Source organism: Stackebrandtia nassauensis DSM 44728, from assembly GCF_000024545.1.
In the GTDB taxonomy this organism is placed as follows: domain Bacteria; phylum Actinomycetota; class Actinomycetes; order Mycobacteriales; family Micromonosporaceae; genus Stackebrandtia; species Stackebrandtia nassauensis.
The window spans coordinates 4,377,167-4,394,010 of record NC_013947.1; the positions used below are offsets into that span (position 1 = coordinate 4,377,167).

Annotated in this window: 16 protein-coding genes; 9 read left to right on the forward strand and 7 right to left on the reverse strand. The window is 69.2% G+C overall.

Annotated elements, in window-relative coordinates; genetic code table 11:
- Nucleotides 1–63 precede the first annotated feature (63 nt).
- The 7 genes from SNAS_RS20255 to SNAS_RS20285 all read left to right on the forward strand — a co-directional run bounded on the left by SNAS_RS20255 (nucleotide 64) and on the right by SNAS_RS20285 (nucleotide 8,279).
- Nucleotides 64–1,245, forward strand: a complete 1,182-nt coding sequence (locus SNAS_RS20255) for an NAD(P)/FAD-dependent oxidoreductase (RefSeq protein WP_013019329.1) — start codon at nucleotides 64–66, stop codon at nucleotides 1,243–1,245.
- Between the two features lie 205 nt (nucleotides 1,246–1,450).
- Nucleotides 1,451–1,708, forward strand: coding sequence for a (2Fe-2S)-binding protein (locus SNAS_RS20260; RefSeq protein ID WP_013019330.1), 258 nt, complete (start codon nucleotides 1,451–1,453; stop codon nucleotides 1,706–1,708).
- The gene (locus SNAS_RS20265; RefSeq protein ID WP_013019331.1) at nucleotides 1,705–3,210 is read left to right on the forward strand and encodes an FAD/NAD(P)-dependent oxidoreductase; all 1,506 of its coding nucleotides are present in this window, start codon (nucleotides 1,705–1,707) and stop codon (nucleotides 3,208–3,210) included. The genes SNAS_RS20260 and SNAS_RS20265 overlap by 4 nt, the downstream gene beginning before the upstream one ends.
- The gene (locus tag SNAS_RS20270) at nucleotides 3,207–4,130 is read left to right on the forward strand and encodes a dihydrodipicolinate synthase family protein (protein WP_013019332.1); all 924 of its coding nucleotides are present in this window, start codon (nucleotides 3,207–3,209) and stop codon (nucleotides 4,128–4,130) included. The genes SNAS_RS20265 and SNAS_RS20270 overlap by 4 nt, the downstream gene beginning before the upstream one ends.
- A gap of 56 nt (nucleotides 4,131–4,186) precedes the next feature.
- Nucleotides 4,187–5,188, forward strand: coding sequence for a proline racemase family protein (locus SNAS_RS20275; RefSeq protein ID WP_013019333.1), 1,002 nt, complete (start codon nucleotides 4,187–4,189; stop codon nucleotides 5,186–5,188).
- Between the two features lie 99 nt (nucleotides 5,189–5,287).
- On the forward strand, nucleotides 5,288–6,733 hold the full coding sequence (locus SNAS_RS20280; protein WP_013019334.1) for an alanine/glycine:cation symporter family protein: 1,446 nt from the start codon (nucleotides 5,288–5,290) through the stop codon (nucleotides 6,731–6,733).
- Between the two features lie 31 nt (nucleotides 6,734–6,764).
- A complete protein-coding gene (locus SNAS_RS20285; protein WP_013019335.1) occupies nucleotides 6,765–8,279 on the forward strand; it encodes an aldehyde dehydrogenase (NADP(+)) in 1,515 nt (504 codons plus the stop codon).
- Between the two features lie 15 nt (nucleotides 8,280–8,294).
- On the opposite strand, the gene SNAS_RS20290 is transcribed toward SNAS_RS20285, so the two are convergent.
- From SNAS_RS20290 to ctaE, 7 genes are all read right to left on the reverse strand, one after another.
- Nucleotides 8,295–8,906, reverse strand: coding sequence for a hypothetical protein (locus SNAS_RS20290; protein WP_013019336.1), 612 nt, complete (start codon nucleotides 8,904–8,906; stop codon nucleotides 8,295–8,297).
- Nucleotides 8,907–8,964: 58 nt separating this feature from the next.
- Nucleotides 8,965–9,771, reverse strand: a complete 807-nt coding sequence (locus SNAS_RS20295; protein ID WP_211207208.1) for an inositol monophosphatase family protein — start codon at nucleotides 9,769–9,771, stop codon at nucleotides 8,965–8,967.
- Between the two features lie 91 nt (nucleotides 9,772–9,862).
- On the reverse strand, nucleotides 9,863–10,789 hold the full coding sequence (locus SNAS_RS20300; protein ID WP_013019338.1) for a ketopantoate reductase family protein: 927 nt from the start codon (nucleotides 10,787–10,789) through the stop codon (nucleotides 9,863–9,865).
- 123 nt (nucleotides 10,790–10,912) lie between these two features.
- Complete coding sequence (gene qcrB / locus SNAS_RS20305; protein ID WP_013019339.1) at nucleotides 10,913–12,511, reverse strand: cytochrome bc1 complex cytochrome b subunit; 1,599 nt, start codon at nucleotides 12,509–12,511, stop codon at nucleotides 10,913–10,915.
- Nucleotides 12,508–13,602 carry a cytochrome bc1 complex Rieske iron-sulfur subunit gene (gene qcrA / locus SNAS_RS20310; RefSeq protein ID WP_013019340.1) on the reverse strand — a complete coding sequence of 365 codons (1,095 nt, stop codon included), beginning with the start codon at nucleotides 13,600–13,602 and terminating at the stop codon, nucleotides 12,508–12,510. The genes qcrB and qcrA overlap by 4 nt, the downstream gene beginning before the upstream one ends.
- A 4-nt stretch (nucleotides 13,603–13,606) precedes the next feature.
- Nucleotides 13,607–14,422 carry a cytochrome bc1 complex diheme cytochrome c subunit gene (qcrC, locus tag SNAS_RS37225; protein WP_013019341.1) on the reverse strand — a complete coding sequence of 272 codons (816 nt, stop codon included), beginning with the start codon at nucleotides 14,420–14,422 and terminating at the stop codon, nucleotides 13,607–13,609.
- A 119-nt stretch (nucleotides 14,423–14,541) separates the two neighbouring features.
- Nucleotides 14,542–15,144: an aa3-type cytochrome oxidase subunit III gene (gene ctaE / locus SNAS_RS20320; protein ID WP_013019342.1), complete on the reverse strand. Its 603-nt coding sequence runs from the start codon at nucleotides 15,142–15,144 to the stop codon at nucleotides 14,542–14,544.
- 227 nt (nucleotides 15,145–15,371) lie between these two features.
- Here ctaE and SNAS_RS20325 point away from each other — a divergent pair, with 227 nt between their 5' ends.
- Entirely contained in the window at nucleotides 15,372–15,767 is a 396-nt protein-coding gene (locus SNAS_RS20325) for a response regulator (RefSeq protein ID WP_013019343.1), read from the forward strand.
- Between the two features lie 12 nt (nucleotides 15,768–15,779).
- Nucleotides 15,780–16,826: an anthranilate phosphoribosyltransferase gene (trpD, locus tag SNAS_RS20330; RefSeq protein WP_013019344.1), complete on the forward strand. Its 1,047-nt coding sequence runs from the start codon at nucleotides 15,780–15,782 to the stop codon at nucleotides 16,824–16,826.
- Nucleotides 16,827–16,844: the final 18 nt, after the last annotated feature.

Consider the following 16,844-nt stretch of genomic DNA (forward strand, 5'->3'; position numbering starts at 1 on the left):
CACCGGGATCTTCAGCGCTTAGCCTTGCCGCGTTCATTGAAATGAACGAAGGAGGTGGAGCGGATGGGGTCCGTGGACGTCGTGATCGTCGGCGCGGGTGTCATCGGCGCGGCCTGCGCCGAGGCCCTCAGCGCCGCCGGACAGCGCGTGCTCGTCCTCGACCGGGGCTCCCCCACCGGCGGCACCACCGCGGCGGGGGAGGGCAACGTCCTGGTCTCCGACAAGGAACCCGGCCCCGAGCTGGAACTGGCCCAGGAGTCGCGGCGGTACTGGCCACTGCTGCTGGCCTCGCTGCGGGAAGAGCTCGGAGCGAAACTCGCCGAGGCTGAGTGGGATGCCAAGGGCGGCCTGGTGGTCGCGCTCGGGGAGACCGACGCGACGGCGTTGGCGGGCTTCGCGGAAACCCAGCGCGCGGCCGGGGTCGACGCCCGGGTGATCAGCGTGGACGAGGTGCGCGAGCGGGAACCGCACTTGACCGACGGGATTCGTGCGGCGGTGTACTACCCCGAGGACGCGCAGCTTCAGCCGGTACTGGCGGCCAGCGCGCTGCTGTCGGCGGTGCGGGCCCGGGGCGGGGCGGTGCGCGGAGGTGTCGCGGTCACGGGGGTCGGGACCGACGCGTCGGGGGCGGTCAGTTCGGTGAACACTTCGGACGGGGCGATCAGCTGCCGCGCGGTCGTCAACGCCTGCGGTCCGTGGGCGGGCGAGTTCGCGCGCGCCGCTGGGGCGCCGATCGCGGTGTTGCCTCGGCGCGGCATGGTGCTGGTGACGGCGCCGCTGCCAGATGTGGTGCGGCACAAGGTCTATGACGCCGATTATGTCGGCGCGACGGTCAGCGGCGACGCGGATCTGCAGACGTCCACCGTCGTGGAGTCCACGCGGGCGGGGACGGTCCTCATCGGATCGAGTCGGCAGCGGGTAGGGTTCGACGAGACGATTCGTGTTGAGGTGCTGCGCGAGCTGGCACGCAAGGCGGTGGGGCTGTTTCCGGTGCTGGGCAACGTTCCCGTGATGCGGGCGTATGGCGGGTTTCGGCCGTATACGCCGGACCATCTGCCGGTGATCGGGGCCGACCCGAGGCTGCCCGGGCTGTGGCACGCGACCGGGCACGAGGGGGCGGGGATCGGGTTGGCGGCGGCCACGGGGCGGCTGTTGGCGGATCAGTTCCTGGGGCGCGAGAGCGTGCTGGATCCGGAGCCGTTTCGCGTCGATCGCCCGGCGCTGCTGGAAGGAGCGACGGCATGAGAGAGACGGCCAGCCGCGCTCCGGCCCAACCTCAAGCCTGGGCTCGGGCCCAGCTTCAAGCTCGGGCCCAGGCCCAGGCCCAGGCCCAGGCTCCGGCTCCGGCTCCGGCTCCGGCCCAGGTTCCGGCTCGGGCCCAGCCTCAAGCTCGGGCTCGGGCCCAGGTTCCGACTCCGGTCCAGGCTCAGCTCACGAGGGGAGCGATCGTATGCGGGTGACTGTGGACGGCGTCGAGGTCGAGGCCGCGAGCGGACAGACCGTCGCGGCCGTGCTGCTGCGGCTGGGCCGCGTCTCGTGGCGCACCACCCGCGAAGCGGGACGACCGCGCGGGATCTTCTGCGGCATCGGGGTTTGCCACGACTGTCTCGTCGTCGTCAACGGCGTCCCCGACGTGCGAGCCTGCCAGCGACTCGTCGGCGACGGCGACGACGTGCGCACCCAGCACGGGGCGGAGCTGCCGTCATGATGCGCGTGGTCGTCATCGGAGCCGGACCGGCCGGGATGGCCGCCGCCCACGCGGCGGCGGGCGCGGGGGTTCCGGTGCTGCTCATCGATTCCGAGGCCAAGCTCGGCGGCCAGTACCACCGGCAGTCGGCCACCGACGGCACCGAGAAGTTCGCGCTGCCCGACGGCGTCGAGTACTGGGCCGAGTCGGTGGTGTGGGCGATCGAGCCGATCGCGGGCGGGCACCGTGTGCACGTGAGCACCGGCCCGGCGGACGGTCCCGGGCGGGTGAGCCGCAGCGTCAACACCGCCGCGTTGGTGCTGGCGACGGGTGCTCATGATCGCGCGTTGCCGTTCCCCGGTTGGGATCTGCCGGGTGTGGTCACGGCGGGTGCGGCGCAGGCGTTGGCCAAGGGACAGGGTGTCGCGATTGGACAGCGGGTGTTGTTGTCGGGCACGGGACCGTTCCTGCTGCCGGTCGCCGCGTCGCTGGTGGACGTCGGCGCGCGGGTCGAGGCGGTGCTGGAGGCCAACACCGTGCTGACGGGCTGGCTGCGGCCCGGCGAGGAGTCGGCGACGACCGAACCACGGCGGGGCGGACGGCACACCGCACGAGCGCTGGCCGAGCGAGACACGACGTCCCGGCAGCCGGGCAAACTGGCCGACTGGTCGCGCCAGTTGTCGGGCGCTGTCACCAGTCCCGGCAAGGCCGCCGAACTGGCGGGGTACCTCGGTTTGCTGGCGCGGCAACGGATTCCGTACCGGTCGCGGCAGGCCGTGATCGCGGCCCACGGGGATGATCGCGTCGAGGCCGCGACCGTGGCGAAGCTGGACGTGAACTGGCGTGTCGTCCCCGGCAGCCAGCGCGACGTCGAAGTCGACGCCGTGTGCGTCGGTTTCGGGTTCACGCCGCAGCTGGAGCTGGCCACCGCCGTGGGCTGCGCGGTCGCGGACGGGTTCGTCACTGTGGACATATCGCAGGCGACGTCGGTCGCGGGCGTGTTCGCCGCCGGGGAGCTGACCGGCATCGGCGGGGCGGTGCTGTCGGAGCACGAGGGCACCGTGGCCGGAACCGCCGCGGCCATCGCGCTCGGCGCGCGAGTCAAGCGACCGTCGAAAGCGTTGCGGCACATCAGAACGGGACGGCGGTTCGCGGCGGCCATGGCAGCGGCGTACCCGGTCAGATCGGGTTGGCAGAGCTGGCTGAGCGACGACACGCTCGTGTGCCGCTGCGAGGAAGTCAGCTGCCGCGAGCTGCGAAGCGCCGTCGACGAGCATCGAGCCGACGGTGTGCGCGCGGTGAAGCTGGTCAGCCGCGCCGGGCTCGGCCGCTGCCAAGGCCGGATCTGTGGCCGCAACGTCGCCGAACTGGCGGGGCTGCCCGAGCCCGGCTCGGCGTTCGCGCGCCGCCCGATAGCCGTCCCGATCCGGCTGGCCGAGCTGGCCGAGGCCGATAGCCCACAAGCCAAGCCAGCCGAGCTGGCCGATTCCCCCGAAACCGACTCACGCGAAGGAACAGCATGACCTCCGAAAAGCTCGACGGCGTCATCGTCGCCACCGCCCTCCCCTACGCCGAGGACTCCTCGGCCCCCGCCGGGCTGCGCCCCGATCTGGACAAGTTCGCCGAGCACTGCCGCTGGGTGGTCGACAGCGGCTGTCGGGGCGTGGGCCCCAACGGTTCGCTGGGCGAGTACTCCTCGCTCACCGCCGAGGAGCGGCGCGCCGTCGCCCGGACCGCCATCGAGGCGGTCGGCGATGACGGGGTCGTGGTCGTCGGCGTGCACGGCGTCGGCGCGCACCAGGCGCGCGAGTGGGCCGAGAAGGCCGCCGAGGACGGCGCCGACGGCGTGCTGTGCCTGCCGCCCACCATGTTCCGGGCCAACGACCGTGAGGTGGTCCACCACTTCGAGCAGGTCGCCGCCGTCGGGTTGCCCGTGATGGTCTACAACAACCCGATTGACACCAAAGTGGACATGTCCCCGACGGTGCTCGCCGAGATCGCGCAGCTCGACAACGTCGTGGCGGTCAAGGAGTTCTCCGGCGACGTGCGGCGGGTCCTGGAGATCCGCGAGCTCGCGCCCGAGCTGACCGTCGTCGCCGGGGCCGACGACGTGGCGCTGGAGTCGCTGTTGATGGGTGCGAGCGGGTGGTTCGCCGGGTTCCCGAACGTGTTCCCCGCCGAGTCGGCGCGGCTGTTCGAACTGGCACGGGCCGGGAAGCTGGCCGAGGCCCGGGCGCTGTACGAACCGCTGGTGGCCGCGTTCCGGTGGGACTCGCGGGTGGAGTTCGTGCAGGCCATCAAACGCGGCATGGACCTGGTGGGACGGTTCGGCGGCGTGTGCCGTCCGCCGCGCGGCCCGCTGTCCGACGAACAGCTCGCGGCCCTGGACGCCGACATGCGCAAGGCCATGGACTACCTGGCGGCGAACCCCGTGGCGGCCTGACATGCCGGGCCGCCGTCGCACCGCCGCCACCGACACCGTCCGCGAAAGGATCTGACATGCGCGCTTCCCGCTACTTCTCGGCCGTCGACTCGCACACCGAGGGCATGCCCACCCGCGTCGTCACCGGCGGGGTCGGACCGATCCCCGGCGACACGATGGCGGCCCGCCGCGAGTACTTCATCGAGAACCTCGACCACATCCGCGAGTTCTTCGTCAACGAACCGCGCGGCCACGCCGCCGCCAGCGGCGCGATCCTGCAACCGCCGACGCGGCCCGACGCCGACTGGGGCGTGCTCTACATCGAGGTGTCCGGACTGCTGCCGATGTGCGGCCACGGCACGATCGGCGTGGCCACGGTACTGGTGGAGACCGGGATGGTCGAGGTCACCGAACCGGTCACGATCGTGCGGCTGGACACCCCCGCCGGACTGGTGACCGTCGAGGTCACCGTCGACAACGGACGCGCCGCCTCGGCGAAGTTCCAGAACGTCCCGGCGTTCTCGGTGGAGCTGGACGCCACCGTCTCGGTGCCCGGGATCGGCGACGTCACCTACGACATGGCCTACGGCGGCAACTTCTACGCCATCCTGCCGATCGAGCAGCTCGGCATCGGCTTCGACAAGGCCGAGAAGGACCGCATCCTCGCCGCCGGTATGACCATCATGGACGCCATCAACGCGCAGAACCGTCCCGCGCATCCCAAGGACCCCGGCATCGCCGGGTGCAAACACGTCCAGTTCACCGCGCCCGGACGCGACGGCGCCGACTCCCGCAACGCGATGGTCATCCACCCCGGCTGGTTCGACCGCTCCCCCTGCGGCACCGGCACCTGCGCCCGGATGGCGCAACTGCACGCGCGCGGCGCACTCGACCTGAACACCCCGTTCGTCAACGAATCGCTGCTGGGCACCCGCTTCACCGGCGAGCTCATCGACACCACCGACATCGCCGGACAGCCCGCCGTGATCCCCACGGTGTCCGGCCGCGCCTGGATCACCGGCATGGCCCAGTACCTGCTCGACCCCGAAGACCCCTTCCCCAGCGGCTTCACCCTCTGACGACGGCGCGCAGCCGAGGCGATCCCCCGGCTTCGTCCCGTTCGAACTTCAACGGCCACAAGCGCCGTCAACCCCTCCCTCTAAGAAGAGGTGCCCCCTATGGACTTCCTTGTCTCTGTCACCGACTGGCTGTGGACGCCGCTGGTCGTACTGGCGCTGGGCCTCGGCCTGGTGCTGACCATCCTCACCCGCGCCATCCAGGTGCGCGGACTGCCCGACACCATCCGGCAGCTGCGAACCGGCGAGAAATCCGACGCCGGCGTCTCGTCGTTCCAGGCGCTGATGCTGACCCTGTCCAGCCGCGTCGGCGTCGGCAACATCGCGGGCGTCGCCACCGCCATCACCGTCGGCGGCCCCGGCGCGCTGTTCTGGATGGGCGTCACCGGTTTCCTCGGCGCCGCCAGCGCCTTCGTCGAATCCACGCTCGCCCAGATCTACAAGTCCAAAACGGACGGGAAGTTTTTCGGCGGCATCCCCTACTACATCGAAAAGGGCCTGAAGAAGAAGTGGCTGGCCGTGATCGCCGCCGCCACGGCGCTGACGCTGTACGGCGTGCTGGCGCCGGGCGTGCAGTCCAACGCCATCTCAGCGGGATTCGAGCAGGCCATGGGCATCAGCCCGTGGATCACCGGACTCGTGGTGGCCGTGGTGTTCGCGTTCGTGATCTTCGGCGGCCGCAAGCGCATCGTCGGCATGGCCAACATGGTGGTGCCGGTCATGGCAATCGGCTACCTCCTCGCCGCGGTCGTGGTGCTGGCCGTCAACGCCCCCGCCATCCCGGGCATGGTCAAGCTCGTGTTCGCCAGCGCGTTCGGCGCCGACTCGATGTTCGGCGGCATCGTCGGCGCGGCCATCGCGTGGGGTGTGCGCCGGGCGGTGTTCTCCAACGTCGCCGGGGTCGGTGAGGGAACCTACGGTGCGGCCGCGGCCGAGGTGTCGCACCCGGCCAAACAGGGCCTGGTGCAGTCGTTCTCGATCTACCTCGACACCCTGTTCGTGTGCATGGCCACCGGGCTGATGATCCTGGTGACCGGAATGTACAACGTGGAGACCGAGGCGGGCGACAAGCTGGTCACCAACCTGCCCGGCGTCGAAGCGGGAACCAACAACACCCAGCACGCGCTCGACACGGTGTTTTCCGGCATCGGTTCGCCGTTCGTGGCCGTCGCGGTGGCGCTGTTCGCGTTCACGACCGTCGCGGCGTTCTACTTCATCGCCGACACCAGCCTCACCTACCTGACCCGGGGCCGCCCCAACGTCTGGCTGGGATACGCGCTGCGCGTCGCCATGGTCGGCATGGTGTTCTACGGCGGCGTGGAGTCGGCGGACGTCATCTGGGCCATCGGCGACGTCGGCTACGCCTCGCTGGCGTGGGTCAACATGGTGTGCATCATCTTCCTCGTCAAACCGGCGCTGAAGGCGTTGCGAGACTACGACGCGCAGCGCAGGCTCGGTCTCGACCCGACCTTCGACCCTGTGAGACTGGGCATCGACAACGCCGACTTCTGGACCGAGCCGAAGACCACCAGCCGCGAAACGCACTGAACCACCGTCCATCGTGTCGAAAGGACCGCACATGTCAGTCATCTCAAGCGTCAACCCGCGAACCGGTGAGACCTTCGGTGAACCGTTCCCGCCGACCAGCGACGTCGAGGTGGCCGCGCTGGCCTCCGACGCCGCCGAAGCGGCACCCGGCTTCGAGGCGCTGGGCCGTTCGGGCCGGGCGGCGCTGCTGCGGGCGATGGGCGCGGCACTGGACGCGCGGCGCGGCGACATCGTCGCGATCGCCGACGCCGAGACCGGACTCGGCGAGGCGCGACTGAACGGCGAACTGACCCGCACGGTCTACCAGCTGGGCCTGTTCGCCGACGTGATCGAGGAGGGCTCCTATCTGGAGGCCGCGATCGACCACGCCGCCGACACACCGATGGGCCCGGGCCCCGACCTGCGGCGGATGCTGGTCCCGCTCGGCCCGGTCGCGGTGTTCGGCGCCAGCAACTTCCCGTTGGCGTTCTCGGTGCCCGGTGGCGACACCGCCTCGGCGCTCGCGGCCGGTTCGCCGGTGATCGTCAAGGCCCACGAGTCCCACCCGGCGACCTCGCAGCTGACCTTCGAGATCCTGCGCCACGCTCTGCGTGACTCGGGTGTGGACGAACGCGTCCTGGGCATCGTCTACGGACGTGAGGCCGCCGCCGCGCTGGTCGCCGACCCGCGCGTCAAGGCCGTCGGCTTCACCGGTTCGCTGCGCGGCGGGAAAGCGCTGCTGGACATCATCAACACCCGCCCCGAGCCGATCCCGTTCTACGGCGAGATGTCGAGCCTCAACCCGGTCGTCCTCACCGAAGCCGCGCTGCGAGAGCGGGGCGGGGACATCGCCGAGGGACTGCTCACCTCGGTCACCGGTTCGGCCGGGCAGTTCTGCACCAAACCCGGGCTGGTTTTCGTACCGTCGGGCGCTGACGGCGACGCGTTCACCGCGACGCTGGCGAAACTGTTCGCGAACGCGCCCGTGGCGGTGGCGCTCAACCAGGGCATCGCCGAAAGCTACGCGACCGCGCGCGCCGGACAGTCGAACGCGGCGAACCTGGTCGCCGAGTCGACCGGCACCACCTCGGGCTTCGCCATGGTGCCGCGCCTGTTCAGCGTCGACGCCGCCGACCTCACCGAAACGGTCGTCGAGGAGTGCTTCGGCCCCACCACCGTCCTGGTCCGGTACGACACACTGGAGGCGCTGCGCGAGGCGGTCGTGGCGAAACTCCCGTCCTCGCTGACCGCCACGATCCACTCCGGAACCGACGACGAGGAGCGGGTCGCGGCACTGTCGACACTGTTGCGCGACACCACCGGCAGGGTGCTGTACAACGGCTTCCCCACCGGGGTGCGGGTGTCGTGGGCGCAGAACCACGGCGGGCCCTGGCCGTCCACCAACAGCGCGCACACCTCGGTGGGCGCGACCGCGATCCGGCGGTTCCTGCGGCCGGTCACCTGGCAGAACGCGCCCGCGTTCGTGCTGCCGCCCGAGCTGCGCGACGAGGCGACCGACGTCCCGCGCCGCATCGACGGCGAACTGCGCCTGCCCGGCGCGAGCTGATCACGCCGGAGCGTGTCACCACGCGCCGGGAGCGTCCGGTGTCTGCCGCAGCTTCTTCTTGTTGCCGCTGCGGCGCATCGCCACGATCAGGATGATGACGCCGCCCACGACCAGCGAGAAGCACGGAATGCCGATCAGGCCGCCGAGCGAACCGAAGACGCCGCCGACGAACCCGCCCACGTCGACCCCGTCGCCGATGGCGTAGCCGTCGGCGGCTTCACCGGCGGTGCAGGTGAAGGTGTACTCGCCGCTCTTGTCGACACTGACGTCGTAGACGAGGTGCCACTGGTGGCCGCCGTCGCTGAAGTTGAAGGTGTCGCTGCTGGGCGTCATCATGGCCTTGCCGTCGTCTGATGCGACGCCGCAGTCGACGGTCGGGGGTGTGTCCCCGGAGGCGTCGACGTAGATCGCCCAGTCCTGGTTGGGCGACAGCTCGACCGTGGTCTCCTCGCCGTCGGCGAAGGTCTGCTTCATGTCCGGGATGTTCCCGGCGATGGTCGACACGCCGAACACGAACACGGTGACTCCGGCGGCGATGCCGAGCACGATGATGATCCCGGCGATCCAGTACCAGAACTTCCCGGGTGTGACGCCGCGCGGATCGGCTGGCGCAGGTTGGGTCGTCATGGCTGAACCCTAATCCCGCCGCGACACCCACCGGGTTCGGACACTCCGGCCCGGCGGCTCAGCGCGGCGACTTCAGGCGCGGCAGGCCCTTCACGAGGTCGACGAGCTCCTCGTGCCACCGGCCGTTGGTCGCCAGGACGCTCCCGTCGCCCGACAGCAGCGGCGCGCCGTCCAGATCCGTGACCACGCCGCCCGCTTCCTCGACGATCAACGGCAGGCCCGCGCGGTCGTCATAGCCCTGACCCGTCATCACCATCGCGTCGACCCGGCCGGTCACCAGGTGCACCACCGGATGGTTGATCGCCCCCACCAGGTCGACGTGGCCGTGCAGCGCGGCCACCAGCTCGGTCGACCAGGTCTGCTGGTTCATGGCCAAGGTCAACGCGCCCTTGGCGTTCGGCCGGTCCCCCACCCGGCACGCCACCGGTTGGCCGTCGGCCTCGGTGATGCGCCAGCACCCCAGGCCACGCCCCGCGTACACCAGCTCGCGCTGCATCGGCAGGTTCACGATGCCCACCGCCGGACCGTGTTCGTCCTCATAGGCCAGAAGATTGGCGAACAACGGCATCCGCAGCACGAAGAACGCGGTGCCCGAGATGGGGTCGACGATCCAGCGACGCCCCGAGCGGCCGGTGTGCTCACCGGTCTCCTCCCCGAGGCTGCCGTCCTCGGGGTAGCGCTCGGCCAACCGCCCCAGGATCAGCTTCTCCACTTCGAGGTCGGTGTCGGTGACGACCGACCCGTCGGACTTCGTCACGGTCCGGCTGCCGCTGAAGAACCGGGCCGCCGAGACCTCGCCCGCCTCCCACACGGTGCGCACGGCGAATGCGAGCAGCTTCTGGTCTACAGGTGGAATGTCAGGCACGCGCTCGATGATACGAACGTCCGACGTGGATGACCAACGACGATCCGGCATGGCGCCCATGCGCTACGGGAATGGCACGGCCGCCCTCGGTTCAGGAACCGGCGGCGAGTCGCCGCTCGTGGACCCGCAGCCGGGCGGTCGCGGCGTCCAGCAGCGGCGTGTCGACGCCCAGGTCGCGGGCTCGGGCGATCAGGTCGCCGAACAGGTGCTCCACTTCGGTGGGAAGCCCGGAGGTCAGGTCGCGGTACAGCGACGGCGTGACCGGCGAGTCCGGGTCGGTGGTCGTCGACAGGACAGCGGTCAACGCCGCTTCGGACAGGCCGAAACCCGAACGCTCGGCGATCGCCGCGGCCTCACGCGTGATCGCGGCGGCCACGGCGGTGCCGCCGGGCACCGAGTTGGCCTCGCCGACCGTCCCGTCCAGCAGGGTGGTCACGGCCCCCAGCGCGGAGATGAACACCCACTTGCTCCACATGGCACCGAGGACGGCGGTGCTGGTGTCACTGGGGATGCCGGCCTTGGTCAGCGTCGCGTGGATGTCGTCGACGCGGCTCGACGGCCGCCCGTCCTGCTCCCCCAGCAGGATGTGCTCCAGCGGTCCCAGCCGGACGATGTCGCCCTCGTCGTCGACGGTGGTCATGACCTTCGCGACGCCGCCCAGTACCCGGGCCGGGCCGAAGCGTTCGTTGAGCCGGTCCAGGTGCGCCATGCCGTTGAGCAGCGGCAGGATCGCGGTGTCGTCGCCGACGGCGGGCGCGACGTCGGCGAGGGCCTGCTCGAATCCGGTCGCCTTGACCGCCAACAGGATCGCGTCGTAGTCGCCGGTCAGTTCGGGCGCGGTCACCAGCCGTGGCTCGACGACGGTGTCCTCGCCGAGGCCGGTGACCCGCAGACCGCGCCGCCGCAACAGTTCCGCGCGGCGCGGGCGCACCAGGAACGTCACGTCCTGACCGCTGTGAACCAGTCGGGATCCGAAGTAGCCGCCGACGGCTCCGGCGCCGACGATGAGAGTGCGCATGGGGGTGACCTTTCGTCCGGACGTCTGTGGTCACATTAGTTCGATGAGCGAACCGGGACAATGTGTCCTGTCCGACACGAAAGGCCCCGCCGATCGCTCGGCGGGGCCTTCTCACGTTGCGGGTCAGTGCCTTCCGGCGCCGACCTCCTTCTTGTCGTCGGAGGACTCGATGGCGCGTTTCTCGCCGTTCGTGTCCTCCTCGATCGGCTTGAAGAAGCCCTTGACGGCCGGGGCCAGCGCGCCGACCCGGTTCATCTTCTTGGGCACGACCCAGCCGTTGTACTCCAGCTCGGTGTGGCCGTGCTCGTCCGGGGCCGCCAGTGGCTGGTGGACCTCGTAGAAGCGGCCGTTGGCGTCGCGGCGCAGGATGCCGGTCTCGATGCCGTGCGACAGGACCTCGCGGTCGTGCTGTTGCAGGCCGAGGCAGATCCGGTGGGTCACGTAGTACGTGATCACCGGGACCACGACGATGCCGATGCGGCCAGCCCACGTCATCGCGTTGAGGCTGATGTTGAACTGGTCGGCGATGACGTCGTTGGCGCCCGAGATGGTGGTGACCAGGAAGATGCTGGTCACCATGGCGCCCACCGCGGTCCGCGTCGGGTTGTCGCGGGGACGCTCCAGCAGGTTGTGGTGCGCCTTGTCCTTGGTGAAGCGGCGTTCGATGAACGGGTAGAAGATCGGCACCGTGAAGGCGACGCCCATACCGATCACGGCGGGCCAGAACACCGCCGGGACCATGTACCCGAAGATCGTGAACTCCCAGGCGGGGAACAGTCGGACCAGGCCCTCCAGGAAGAGGACGTAGAAGTCCGGCTGGCTGGCCGAGGACACCACCGACGCCTCGTACGGTCCGAACAGCCAGATCGGGTTGATCTGGAACAGGCCGCCCATCAACGCGATGACCGCGAAGACCAGCATGAAGAAGCCACCCTGCTTGGACACGTAGTTGGGGAACATCCGGAAACCGACCACGTTGTGCTCGGTGCGTCCCGGGCCGGGCCACTGCGAGTGCTTCTGCGCGAAGACCAGACCGACGTGGATACCGATGAGCGCCAACAGGATGCCCGGCACCAGCAGGACGTGCAGGATGTAGAACCTGGTGACGATCACCTCGCCGGGGTACTCGCCGCCGAACAGCGCGTTGTGCGCCCAGGTGCCGATCAACGGGATCGACTCGGTGATACCGCTCATGATCCGCAGACCCGTGCCCGACAGGCCGTCGTCCGGGATGGAGTAACCCAGCAGGCCCTCGAAGAAGGCCAGGATGAACAGGACGCAGCCGATGATCCAGTTGGTCTCACGCGGTTTGCGGAACGCGCCGGAGAAGAACACCCGGCCCATGTGGACCAAGAGCGCGGCCACGAACAGCAGCGCGGCCCAGTGGTGCATCTGCCGGATGACCAGACCGCCGCGCACCTCGAAGGAGATGTGCAGCGTCGACTCGTAGGCCTTGGACATCTCCATGCCCTTGAGCGGCGTGTAGACGCCGTCGTACTTGACCTCGACCATCGACGGCTCGAAGAACAGTGCCAGGAAGGTACCGGTCAGCAGCAGCACGATGAACGAGAACAGCGCGATCTCGCCCAGCAGGAACGACCAGTGGTCGGGGAAGACCTTGGTCATCAGCTTGCGCGCCGGGGAGGCCAGCTTGAACCGGTCGTCCAGTTCGTTGCCGACCTTGCCGGGCAGCTGCTTCATGTCGAACTTGCGGCGCTTCATTTCTCGTCACGCTCCCAGAAGGCGGGGCCGACCGGCACCAGGAAATCGGATTTCGCGTAGAAGACCCCGTCGTCGCCGACGTCGATCGGCAGCTGCGGCAGCGACCGGGTCGCCGGGCCGAAGATCGGCTTGGCGCCTTGGATGATATCGAACTGCGACTGGTGACACGGGCACAGCAACCGGTTGGTCTGCTGCTCGTAGAGGCTGGCGGGGCAGCCGACGTGGGTGCAGATCTTGGAGAACGCGAAGAAGTTGTTCCAGTTCGACTCGGCGTACTTCTTGTCGTTCTTCTTGATGTACTTGGCGGCCTCTTTGGAGTCGGCGTCACGCAGGTGGATCAGCAGCGTCGGCGAGTCGGCGTGCTTGTTGGTGGTGCCGTGCGGGATCTCGGGGTACACCGTGACCTGACCACCGACGCTGACCATGTCGGGCCGCACCGGGGTGCCGTCCTTGAGGATCAGCCGCACCGGGTTGCCGTCGTTGTACTTCTTGGCGTCGAAACCGGTGTGGTCGCGGTCGTCGCCGGGCGGCACGATCAGCGCGCCCAACGGCGCGATCGCGGCCAGACCCAGTGGCGCCGAACCGAACAGCAGCGCCCGCTTCAGCATCGGACGGCGCTTGATGCCGGTCTCGTCGACGACGTTGCTGACCGTCGCGCCGGTGATCTTGCGGTCCTCCTCGGAGGAGCCGCCGTCGTGCCGGTCCTGGACCAGTTCCTCTTTGGGCAGCAGCTTCTTGGCCCAGGTGAGGATGCCGATGCCCAGACCCGCCAGCGCGACGCCCAGGCACAGGCCCAGCATCGGGGTGTACCACTTGCTCAGCTCGGAGGCGTTGCCCTCGACGTACTCCCACGGCCAGAAGATGTAGGTGACGACGAAGCCCAGGGCGCCCAGGCCGGTGAGGGTGAAGCAGAACGCGATGAAGCGTTCGATCCGCTTCTCCTCGGCGGTTCCGGCCTTCGGGAAGGCCGGTTCGTAGTGGAGGATCTCGATGCCGTCGCGGCGCAGGCCCTCCTTGACGATGTCGAACTTCGTCAGTTTCGGGTCCGTGACGTCGATCTCGTCGGACGAGTGCTGTTTGTCGTTGCTCATATCCCTACGACTTCCCCGCTATCCACAGTGTTGCCACGGCGAGGGTGGTGATCCCGACGAGGAAGATCGCGAGTCCCTCAGTGGACGGTCCAAACCGGCCGAGCGTCAACGGCCCGCCCGGATCGCGGTCCTCGTTGAGGTACTCGATGTAGGCGATGACCTCGACCTTCTCCTCCGGCGTGAGCTGCGCGTTGGCGAAGACCGGCATGTTCTGCGGGCCGGTCAGCATCGCCTCGTAGATCTCGTCGGACGCCACACCCTCCAGCGCGGGCGCGTACTTGCCCGAGGACAGCGCGCCGCCGCCGGTGGCGAAGCCGTGGCAGCTGCCGCAGTTCACTCGGAACAGCTCGCCGCCTTCGGCGATCTCGGTGTCGGAGAGGTCTCCGGTCAGGGCGTCGATCTCCTCGTCGGTGACGCCCTCGGGTCCACCACCCAGCTGCTGGATGTAGGCGGCCAGCGCCTCGGCCTCCTTGGGGGTGAACATGGGCTGTTTGCGCTCGGCCTGCGCCTCCTGGCGCGCCATCGGCATCCGACCGGAGTTCACCTGGAACTCAACGGCCGCACCGCCGACCCCGATGAGGCTGGGGCCGCGGCCGTCGACACCCTCGGCTTTCGGTCCGTGGCAGGACACACAGCTGTTGTCGTACAGCTCCTTGCCCTCGGCGGCGAGCTTCTCGAACTCCTTGTCCGGCTCGTCGGCGTAGATGCCCGGAGCGAAACCCGTGTATATGCCGCCGACCAATGCGAGCGCGCCGATGAACCGGGCCAGCGCCCCAAGGCGCCTGCGCCACCGGTGTCGGTGTCTGGTTGGTGCCGCCACGTCTATTGCCTCACCTTTGTGTTTCGTATCCGATGCGGGCCGCCTCGGATGTGCCGTATTCAGGTTATGTGGTCCATCGTGTCCGGTTCATCAAGGACGGACCGGGAGTCGCTTGTGTCTCATCGCAGGAAGTAGATCATGGCGAACAGCGCGATCCAGACGACATCGACGAAGTGCCAGTAGTAGGACACCACGATCGCGGAGGTCGCCTGGGCGGGCGTGAACCGGCCCATGGTCGTACGGATCAGGTAGATGATGAACGCGATGAGCCCGCCGGTCACGTGCAGACCGTGGAACCCGGTCGTCAGGTAGAACATCGTCCCGTAGCCGTCGGTGTTGATGGCGATGCCTTCGGACACCAGGGTGCGGTACTCGTTGACCTGCCCCAGAACGAAGACCAGGCCCATCAAGAACGTGATGGTGAACCAGCGCCGCAGTCCGTAGACGTCTCCGCGCTCGGCACAGAACACACCCATCTGACAGGTGAAGGAGGAGGCCACCAGGATGAGGGTGAACACCGCCGCGTACGGGATGTTCAGGTGCTTGGTGTGCTCTTCCCACAGTTCCGGTGCCGCGGCACGAATGGAGAAGTACATCGCGAACAGCGCGGCGAAGAACATCAGCTCGCTCGACAACCACACGATGGTGCCGACACTGACCATGTTGGGACGGGTCAGTGAGTGTATCCGCCTGGGATCAATGGTCGCTTCAGCCGCAGTCACGCGGCCATTATTGCCGCTGATCTTCTACGACTTGTGGCGGGGTGGGTCTGCTCCGCGTGTCGCCTGTGGCCTGTGTGCATAGCCGCAGGCCACGCGGCACATCCTGGCGAAACTGTCGTGAGATGGTTACCCGCGACGCGGCGGGGGGCGCACCAATCGGGTGCCGATGTCGAGGCGGTAGGCTCGCATCGTCCCAAGCAATCCGCACCCGTGTCGAAAGCGTTGCCATGACCACCTACTCAGTCATCCTGTACAGCCACAACCCGAAGGTGCGACACGGCATGCGCTCGGCGATCGGTGAGCAGCCCACCGAGGACGTGACGATCGAGTACCTGGAGGCCTCCGACTACGACGAGGCGATCCGGCTGATCGACACCTACGAGATCGACCTGATGCTGCTGGACGGCGAATCGCAGCCCGCCGGGGGGCTGGGCATCGCCCGGCAGCTGCGCGACGAGCTGGACGACCCGCCGACGACCTGCGTCGTCCTCAAGCGCGCCGCCGACCAGTGGCTTGCCGCCTGGTCGCGCGCCGACGCGAGCCTGACCCACCCGCTTGACCCGATCCGCACTTCGGCGGCGATCGTGGAGCTGCTGCGATCGCGCGCCACCGCCACTACATAAAAGGACGCCGACATGGGTGACCGCAGCTGGCCGCAGATTCTGTCAACCCTGATGGCCGGTCAGGAACTGGCCGCCGCCGACACCGACTGGGCCCTGCAGGAGATCATGGCCGGGGAGGCCGCCGACTCGCAGCTGGCCGCCTTCGCGGTGCTGCTGCGCGCCAAGGGTGAGACGCCTTCCGAACTGACCGGGCTGGTGACGGCGATGCTGGCCAACACCTCCCGCATCAAGCTCGACTTCGACTGCGCCGACGTCGTCGGCACCGGCGGCGACGGAGCTCACACCGTCAACATCTCCACGATGGCTTCCATTGTGGTGGCCGGTGGCGGGGTGCGGGTCGTCAAGCACGGCAACCGTGCCGCCTCGTCCAAGTGCGGCTCGGCCGACCTGCTGGAAGAGCTGGGGGTGCCGCTGCCGTTGGGCCCCGAGGAGGTCACCCGGTGCGTCACCGAGGCCGGGATCGGCTTCTGTTTCGCGGCGCGGTTCCACCCGGGCATGCGGCACGCCGCCGCACCCCGACGCGACCTCGGCGTCCCCACGGCGTTCAACTTCCTGGGCCCGCTGACCAACCCGGCGCAGCCGCGCGCGGGCGCCATCGGCTGCGCCGACGAGCGGATGGCCCCGATCATGGCGCGGGTACTGGCTGACCGGGGCGCCAGCGCCCTGGTGGTGCGGGGCCGTGACGGCCTCGACGAGCTGACGCTGGCCGCGCCCACCCGGGTGTGGCTGGTCGCGAACGGCTCCGTCACCGAGACCGAGGTCGACGCCGAGACCCTGGGCCTGCCCCGGGCGCCGGTGTCGGCGCTGCGCGGCGGCGACGCGACCTACAACGCCGAGGCGGCCCGGCAGGTGTTCGCCGGACAGCCCGGACCGGTGCGCGACGCGGTGGTGCTCAACGCCGCCGCGGCCTTCGCCTCCTTCGAGGGTCTGACCACCGACATCTCCGCCGACCTGGACGGGGCGATGCGACGCGGCATCGACAAGGCGGTCCAGTCCCTGGACTCGGGTGCCGCCGCGGAGACCCTCGCCAACTGGATCACCGTCGCGTCCGCCCTGTAGGGACGGCGAAGCGCGCCA

Coding starts and splice junctions, on each gene's coding strand:
- SNAS_RS20255 (WP_013019329.1), top strand. CDS start 64: ATGGGGTCCGTGGACGTCGTGATCGTCGGCGCGGGTGTCATCGGCGCG.
- SNAS_RS20260 (WP_013019330.1), top strand. CDS start 1,451: ATGCGGGTGACTGTGGACGGCGTCGAGGTCGAGGCCGCGAGCGGACAG.
- SNAS_RS20265 (WP_013019331.1), top strand. CDS start 1,705: ATGATGCGCGTGGTCGTCATCGGAGCCGGACCGGCCGGGATGGCCGCC.
- SNAS_RS20270 (WP_013019332.1), top strand. CDS start 3,207: ATGACCTCCGAAAAGCTCGACGGCGTCATCGTCGCCACCGCCCTCCCC.
- SNAS_RS20275 (WP_013019333.1), top strand. CDS start 4,187: ATGCGCGCTTCCCGCTACTTCTCGGCCGTCGACTCGCACACCGAGGGC.
- SNAS_RS20280 (WP_013019334.1), top strand. CDS start 5,288: ATGGACTTCCTTGTCTCTGTCACCGACTGGCTGTGGACGCCGCTGGTC.
- SNAS_RS20285 (WP_013019335.1), top strand. CDS start 6,765: ATGTCAGTCATCTCAAGCGTCAACCCGCGAACCGGTGAGACCTTCGGT.
- SNAS_RS20290 (WP_013019336.1), bottom strand. CDS start 8,906: ATGACGACCCAACCTGCGCCAGCCGATCCGCGCGGCGTCACACCCGGG.
- SNAS_RS20300 (WP_013019338.1), bottom strand. CDS start 10,789: ATGCGCACTCTCATCGTCGGCGCCGGAGCCGTCGGCGGCTACTTCGGA.
- qcrB (WP_013019339.1), bottom strand. CDS start 12,511: ATGAAGCGCCGCAAGTTCGACATGAAGCAGCTGCCCGGCAAGGTCGGC.
- qcrA (WP_013019340.1), bottom strand. CDS start 13,602: ATGAGCAACGACAAACAGCACTCGTCCGACGAGATCGACGTCACGGAC.
- SNAS_RS20325 (WP_013019343.1), top strand. CDS start 15,372: ATGACCACCTACTCAGTCATCCTGTACAGCCACAACCCGAAGGTGCGA.
- trpD (WP_013019344.1), top strand. CDS start 15,780: ATGGGTGACCGCAGCTGGCCGCAGATTCTGTCAACCCTGATGGCCGGT.